The sequence below is a fragment of the Lentzea aerocolonigenes genome (genome assembly GCF_000955955.1).
Taxonomy (GTDB): Bacteria; Actinomycetota; Actinomycetes; order Mycobacteriales; family Pseudonocardiaceae; genus Lentzea; species Lentzea aerocolonigenes_A.
The window spans coordinates 1-6,269 of sequence record NZ_JYJG01000476.1 but is presented as its reverse complement, the minus strand read 5'-3'; the positions used below and the strand labels follow the sequence as shown (position 1 = coordinate 6,269).

At 68.2% G+C, this 6,269-nt stretch carries 7 protein-coding genes and 1 pseudogene; 3 read left to right on the top strand and 5 right to left on the bottom strand.

The genetic code is table 11. The features are described 5' to 3' along the window. Positions 1–31: 31 nt before the first annotated feature. The 3 genes from UK23_RS44120 to UK23_RS44110 all read right to left on the bottom strand — a co-directional run bounded on the left by UK23_RS44120 (position 32) and on the right by UK23_RS44110 (position 1,942). On the bottom strand, positions 32–796 hold the full coding sequence (locus tag UK23_RS44120) for an alpha/beta fold hydrolase (RefSeq protein WP_045317806.1): 765 nt from the start codon (positions 794–796) through the stop codon (positions 32–34). Positions 797–878: 82 nt separating this feature from the next. After that, entirely contained in the window at positions 879–1,289 is a 411-nt protein-coding gene (locus tag UK23_RS44115; protein WP_156213831.1) for a hypothetical protein, read from the bottom strand. 122 nt (positions 1,290–1,411) lie between these two features. Next, positions 1,412–1,942 (bottom strand): TetR/AcrR family transcriptional regulator, encoded by a 531-nt coding sequence (locus UK23_RS44110; protein ID WP_045317804.1) that lies wholly within the window; start codon positions 1,940–1,942, stop codon positions 1,412–1,414. A gap of 84 nt (positions 1,943–2,026) precedes the next feature. Between UK23_RS44110 and UK23_RS44105 the strand changes: the two genes are divergently transcribed. Then, a complete protein-coding gene (locus UK23_RS44105) occupies positions 2,027–3,241 on the top strand; it encodes an FAD-dependent monooxygenase (protein ID WP_045317803.1) in 1,215 nt (404 codons plus the stop codon). A gap of 12 nt (positions 3,242–3,253) precedes the next feature. Here the strand turns inward: UK23_RS44105 and UK23_RS53370 are convergent, their stop codons facing one another. Together UK23_RS53370 and UK23_RS44100 are read right to left on the bottom strand one after the other, a co-directional pair. Further along, positions 3,254–3,481: a proprotein convertase P-domain-containing protein gene (locus UK23_RS53370; protein ID WP_231114961.1), complete on the bottom strand. Its 228-nt coding sequence runs from the start codon at positions 3,479–3,481 to the stop codon at positions 3,254–3,256. Positions 3,482–3,692: 211 nt separating this feature from the next. Beyond that, positions 3,693–4,553 (bottom strand): annotated as a pseudogene (locus tag UK23_RS44100) (M14 family metallopeptidase); the annotation flags it as partial. A 534-nt stretch (positions 4,554–5,087) separates the two neighbouring features. Between UK23_RS44100 and UK23_RS44095 the strand changes: the two are divergent. Together UK23_RS44095 and UK23_RS44090 are read left to right on the top strand one after the other, a co-directional pair. Next, positions 5,088–5,720, top strand: coding sequence for a class I SAM-dependent methyltransferase (locus UK23_RS44095; protein WP_156213830.1), 633 nt, complete (start codon positions 5,088–5,090; stop codon positions 5,718–5,720). Further along, positions 5,713–6,269, top strand: a 557-nt coding sequence (locus tag UK23_RS44090) for a DinB family protein (RefSeq protein ID WP_063778176.1), incomplete at its 3' end; no start/stop codon positions are given. The genes UK23_RS44095 and UK23_RS44090, both read left to right, overlap by 8 nt.

The following is a 6,269-nucleotide window of genomic DNA, read 5'->3' as shown; positions in this document are numbered from 1 at the left end:
TCCGTGGCTGCCGACCCTTGGAATCAACCGTCTAGACGGACAGGCGCTGCTGGGCGACCGCGCGGGCGAAGCCCTCGACGTTGTCGATCATGATGTTGTGGCCTGCGTTGGGCACCGGGATGACCTGGACACCGGCGGCGGCGAGCTCGCGGGCTCCGGAGGGCGGGGCGTCCTCGGGGTGCAGGAAGACGCGCGGGATCTCCAGTTCCAGCAACAGCTTCCGCATCGTCGGGTGCGTGCCGCGGACCAGGTCGACGGCACTGCGGTAGAGGGCTTCGCGGCCGGCCATGCGCATGGTGGCGGCCCAGTGCGGGCCGACGTCGCGCAGCACGCGCTCGAAGCCGTGGGAGAGGAAGTCCGCTTCACCGTAGGCGGCGATGCCCCGGCTGCCGGGTGCGCCGAGGGCAGGGGTGGCGGGGTCGACGTGCGGGTCGACGAGGACGAGCGAGCGGACCATCTCGGGGTGGCGGGCGGCGAGCACGATGGCGACGGCGCCGCCCATGCTGTGGCCGATGATCTCGCTGCGTCGCAGCCCGATCTTGGCCAGCGCCACCGCGAGGGCGTCGGCGTGGCCTTCGAGGGAGTAGGCGAATCCGGTGGGGCGGTCGCTGATGCCGAAGCCGAGCAGGTCCATCATCAGGCTGCGGCGGCCGGCGAGCAGCGGGTGCGCGACGGCTTCGGCGTAGTAGGGCGCCGACGACGCGCCGAGGCCGTGGAGGTACACGCGGGCGGGCGTGGCACCCGGCACTTCGACCCAGCGGATCCGGACCCCAGGTCTGATCTCGACGGCGCGCATTTCTCTCCCCGCGTGATTTCGGTTTCCGGACCCTACCTCGCGTCCACTGCGTGTGAGACCGCTTTTGAGAGCCGGTTCTCGGTCAGTCGACGACGCGTGCCGAGACCACTGCGAGCAGCAACGTCACGGCGGTGAACACGAAGGTGTAGCTGAATCCTATGGCGGCGTGCAGGGGGCGTGATCGCGCTCCCTCGCACAGCTGCAACTGCCAGTAGGCCGCGCCCATTCCGAAGATCAGCCATGGGATGACGAGCAGCGCCGACGTGGTGCCGCCGAGCAGGCCACTGACCGCGAAAGGCGTTGCGGCGGTGAGGATTCCGGTGGCCGCAGCGATTGTGCGCGGCTTGTCGGCCGGTTCGCCCGTGATGCGCGACGCTCCGATCGCGACTGTCGTCGCGAGCACCGCTGCGGTGATCAGCAGACCGAACAGCCACAGGCGTTCGTCGGTGCCGGTGGCGGTGACCGGGATGAGCGCGAGCGCGATCAGCAGCACGGCGGCGATGGGTGTGAGCGGCAGCACCCAGGCGTGGCGGAGGGGCACCGCGTGATGCTCGCTCATGCGCGCGTTGATCGGGAGAGGCCGAACGGTGTCACTCAGATGAATCGACGGTGAAGTCAGATGCCGAGCGCGGCGCGGGCCGCGGTCACCGTGGCGGCCTTGAGCTCGTCGACCGGGGCGTCGGGGAACTGCATGGTGCAGTCCTGCATGCCGCCGAACGCCAGCACCGCGCGTGCTTCCTGCTCCAGCGTCGGTTCCTGGCCGAACACGAGCTTGGTCAGGCGGGAACGCCAGGTCAGCACGATGTCGATCAGACCCAGCTCGGCGAGGGTGGTCATCTCGGTGAGCAGCATGAGCATGTCGGCGCGGTGGCGGTGGTGGAAGTCGAAGAAACCCTCGATCAGTTCGAGGGGCGGCACGTCGGCGCGCTCTTCCATGCGGGCGAGGAACCCTTCGCCGTCGTCGAGCAGCGGGGTGACGATGCTGCGGACCAGGTCCTCGCGTGAGGCGAAGTGGTAGTAGAGCGCGGGTTTGGTGATGCCGAGGCGGTCGGCGATCTCCTGCAGGCTGGTCTGCTGCACGCCTTTGGTGGCGAACAGCTCGCGGGCGGTCTGCATGATGCGCTGCTTGGTGTCGGACTTGGCCACGCCCCGAATCTTACTTAACAGTCGGTAAAAACGGGTGTAGGCTCGCCGACAGGGGACTTACCGACCGTTAAGTAAGGGGTTGACGTGCGGGTTCTTGTTTCTGGAGCGAGCATCGCGGGTCCGGTGCTGGCGTACTGGCTGACGCGGTACGGGCACGAGGTGACGGTGGTGGAGCGGTCGCCGGTGCTGCGCAAGACGGGCGGGCACGCGGTCGACCTGATGAAGCCGGCGATGGACATCTCCGAACGCATGGGCGTGGTCGAGCGCATCGAAGCGCTGGCGACCGGGACCGAGCGGATCACCGTCCTGCGGGAGGGGACGCGCAAGCCGATCAGCGCGGACGTGACGAAGCTGTTCGCGGCGGCGTCGGACCGGCACGTCGAGGTGATGCGCGACGATCTGAGCGAGATCTACTACGAGGCGACTCTTCCCGACGTGGCTTACCTGTTCGGCGACTCGATCACGTCCATCGGCGACGACGGTGACGTGACGTTCGAGAACGCCGCGCCGCAACGGTTCGACCTCGTCATCGGCGCCGACGGGTTGCACTCGAACGTGCGCGGGCTGGTGTTCGGTGAGGTCGCCAAGAACTTCACAGGCGCGTATCTGGCGGTGTTGTCGGTCCCGCGCGAACTGGGCGTGCCGGGAGCGATGAACGGGCACATCGGGCCGGGGCGCAGTGCGCAGGTCTACGGGGCACGGCACGTGGACGACGCACGGGCGGTGTTCCTGTTCCGCAGCCCCGAACTCGACTATCACCACCGGGACATCGCACGGCAGAAGCAGCTGCTGCGGGAGGCGTTCGCGAACCTGCACCCCGAGGTCGACCAGTGGCTGACCTACCTCGACGACGACAGCAGGGTGTTCTACTTCGACTCGATCACACAGCTGCGCGAGGACCGGTGGTCGAAAGGACGCGTGGCGCTGGTCGGGGACGCGGGCTACTGCCCCGGCCCGGCGATCGGTGGCAGCACGAGCCTGGCGGTGCTCGGCGCGTACGTGCTGGCGGGCGAGCTCGCGCACACCGACGACTACGAGGCCGCGTTCGCGCGCTACGAGAACGAGATGCGCGACATCGTGCACGCGAGCCGGAACTTCGCGCTCGGGGTGGCCAAGACGCTGATCCCGACGACGCGGACGGGTGTGTGGGCGTTGACGCGGGGCGCGCAGCTGGTGACGTCGCTGCCGTCGTGGATGGTGCGGCCGCTGGCCAAGCTGAACACGAAGGGCTTGCGGCTGCACGACTCGATGGTGGTGCGCGACTACGAGCGTCAGGGCGCCGGGGTTGCGGCGCCCTGACGTCTCATCGGGTCAGAACTGCAGGCTCCACTTGTCGAGGAAGCCGGTGTCCTGGTTGGCGTTGTCGTTGACCCGCAGCTGCCAGGTGCCGTTGGCGACCTCGCTGGAGGCGTTGACGGTGTAGGTGGTGTTGATGTTGTCGGTGCCGCCGCCGGTGCGGTTGTGGACCGTGTAGACGGTGCCGTCCGGGGCGACCAGGTCGACCTTGAGGTCGCCCTGGTAGGTGTGCTTGATGTCCACCGCGACCTTGAGGGTGGCCGGGGCGTTGCCGGTCACCCCGGACACCGCGATCGGGGAGTTGATTGCTGTTGTCCGCGATCTGGAAGTCCGTGGTGTTCTCGAAGTACTTGCCTGGCGGGGTGGTGACGCCGCAGTACTGCTGCTCCTTGCCGATGGCCTCGTACGGGCAGTCGGCGCGCTCCAGCAGCTGCAGGACGGCCTCCTTGTTGCGGGAGGTCTGCGCCGGGATCACCTCGTCGGGCGGGTAGAAGCCACCGCCGGAACCGGAGCTGCCGGGGTACATCTCGAAGGTGTAGGCGAAGATGCCCTGCGTGCCCCACAGCCAGTCGGGGATGGACCCGTCGGTGATGTAGAGGTCGCTGGACTGCTCGGGCGTGTAGCCGTTGCTCTGCGCCATGGACTGGCCGATGGTGGCGAACGTGTCGCGCTGGTCCTGGGTCAGGCCGGGTGCGACGTCGTCGTAGGTCCAGCCCCACGGCCACAGGATGAGCTGGCTGTAGGTGTGGAAGTCGATGGACGCGGTGATCTGCTGCTTGCCGCCGACGTTGCGGCCGCGCACGAAGTCGGACACGACCTTGACCTCGGGGGCCGACGCAGCGCTGGGCCCGCGGTAGGTCTCACTGCCGGTGCTGCCCGACGAGCCGCCGCAGCAGCCCCACTTGTAGTCCCAGTTGCGGTTGAGGTCGGTGCCGACGTTGCTGGAGCCGGCGTTGGGCTGCCGGTTCTTGCGCCACGACCGGTAGCTGCCGGTCGCGATGTCGTACTCGCCGCCGTCGGGGTTGACGTCCGGGATGATCCAGATCTCGCGGGTGTCGACGAGGTCCTTGACCCGCGGCTCGGTCGCGTATTTCGAGGTCAGCTCGTTGATCGTGTACAGCGCCATCTCGACGGTGAGGTGCTCACGGGCGTGCTGGTGGTGCGTGAACAGCACCTCCGGCTCGTTCTCGTCGACGCCGACGTTGTCGCTGATCTTGAGCGCGATGATGTCGCGGTTCTCGTAGGACTTGCCGATGACCTGCTTGGAGATCAGGTTCGGGTACTGCGCGACGACGTTGTTGATCTCCGTCGTCATCTCGGCGTAGTTGTGGTAGTTCGAGTCGGCGGCCGGGAAGTCGAACGGCCCGATCGCGGAGCTCGCCTCCATCCGCTTGGGCAGCTCGCTGACCTCGAACCCTTGCGCCTTGAGGCTCTTGACCTCGCGCTCGGTGGCGGTGATCACGACGATGCCGTGCTCCTCGACCGAGTCGATCGCGGCGCCGGAGCGGGCGACCTTGGTGCGCTGTTCAGCAGTGCGGACGTTGCTGACCTGGTAGTTCGTCGACGTCTCCGGTGCGCCGGGAGCGGCACCGGTGGGCACGCCTCCCATGGTGAACACGACGCTCGCGGCGACGGTGACCCCGATCAGGGGTCTGAGATGGCTCTTTCGCATGCAGGGCAACCCTTTCGAACCACGCAGGGACATGGCTTCCGTCTGTTTAGTCCGTGTTAAGGCTCACTGTCATCCCGCCATCCGTATGGGGTTACCTGGTGGGATGAGGCGCTACGACGCTGTGGAGGCCACCTCGTACCGGGTGGCCCGGGAGATTCCGCTCGACGGTTTGTCGTCGTGCCGTATTTCCTGCCGGGGCGGTCGGTGCTGGACCTGGGGGCCGGGACGGGGTTGTTCGTGCGGGCGTTCGCCGAGTGGTTCCCGTCGGTGTCCGTGGTGGCGGTGGAGCCGTCGGCGGACATGCGGGCGGCGTCGGGGCTGCCGATGCTGGCCGGGGACGCGTGCTCGGTGCCGTTGCCGGACGCGTCGGTGGACGTGGTGTGGATGTCCACCGTGGTGCATCACGTGCCCGATCTCGCTGCTGCCGGGGTGGAGTTGCGGCGGGTGCTGCGGCCGGGCGGGTTGGTGGTGTTGCGGTCGTTGTTCCGGGAGCGCCCGGACGGGATCGGGTTGTTCCGGTTCTTCCCGGAGGCGGTGCGGGCGCTGGCGTCGTTTCCGTCCGTGGCTGAGGTGGCCGCTGGTCTCGGGTTCGGTGTGGAGCGGCTGGAGGCGGTGCCTCAGGTGACGGCGTCGTCGTTGGCGGAGAAGGCATCCAGCGTGCGGTGGGAGGCGGACACGTTGCTGCGGTCGCTGTCGTCCGAGGAGTTCTCGGCGGGGCTCGCGCGGTTGCGTGAGGCTGCCGCGGTGGAGTCCGGGCCGGTGATCGATCACCTGGATCTGCTGGTGCTCAAAACTGTCGGGGGTGTCTGAGACGCTGCTGCTCGTGGATGAGAAGCAGCTGTTGCGGCGGTATCTGGACGCAGCCCGGTCGGCGTTGTTGTGGAAGCTCGACGGGGTGTCGGAATACGACGCGCGACGGCCGCTGACACCGACCGGGACGAACCTGCTGGGCCTGGTGAAGCACGCGGCCGGGGTGGAGCTCAACTACTTCGGCCGCGTTTTCGGCCGCCCGTTCCCGAATCCGCCGGTGTGGTCGACCGCGGACGCGTCACCGGCGTCGGACATGTACGCGGACCTGGACGAGTCGAGCGTGTCGGTGCTGGAGTTCTACGGCGAGGTGCGGGCGTTCGCCGACGCGACGATCTCCGCGCTACCGCTGGACGCGCCGGGCGTGGTGACGTGGTGGTCTGCGGAGCGGCGGGACGTGACGCTGCGCCAGATCCTGGTGCAGGTGTCGATCGAACTGCACCGGCACGCCGGGCACGCGGACGTGGTGCGGGAGCTGATCGACGGCGCGGTCGGCATGCAGGACGGCAACACGAACATGCCGCCGGTGTCCGCGCAGTGGTGGTCCTGTCT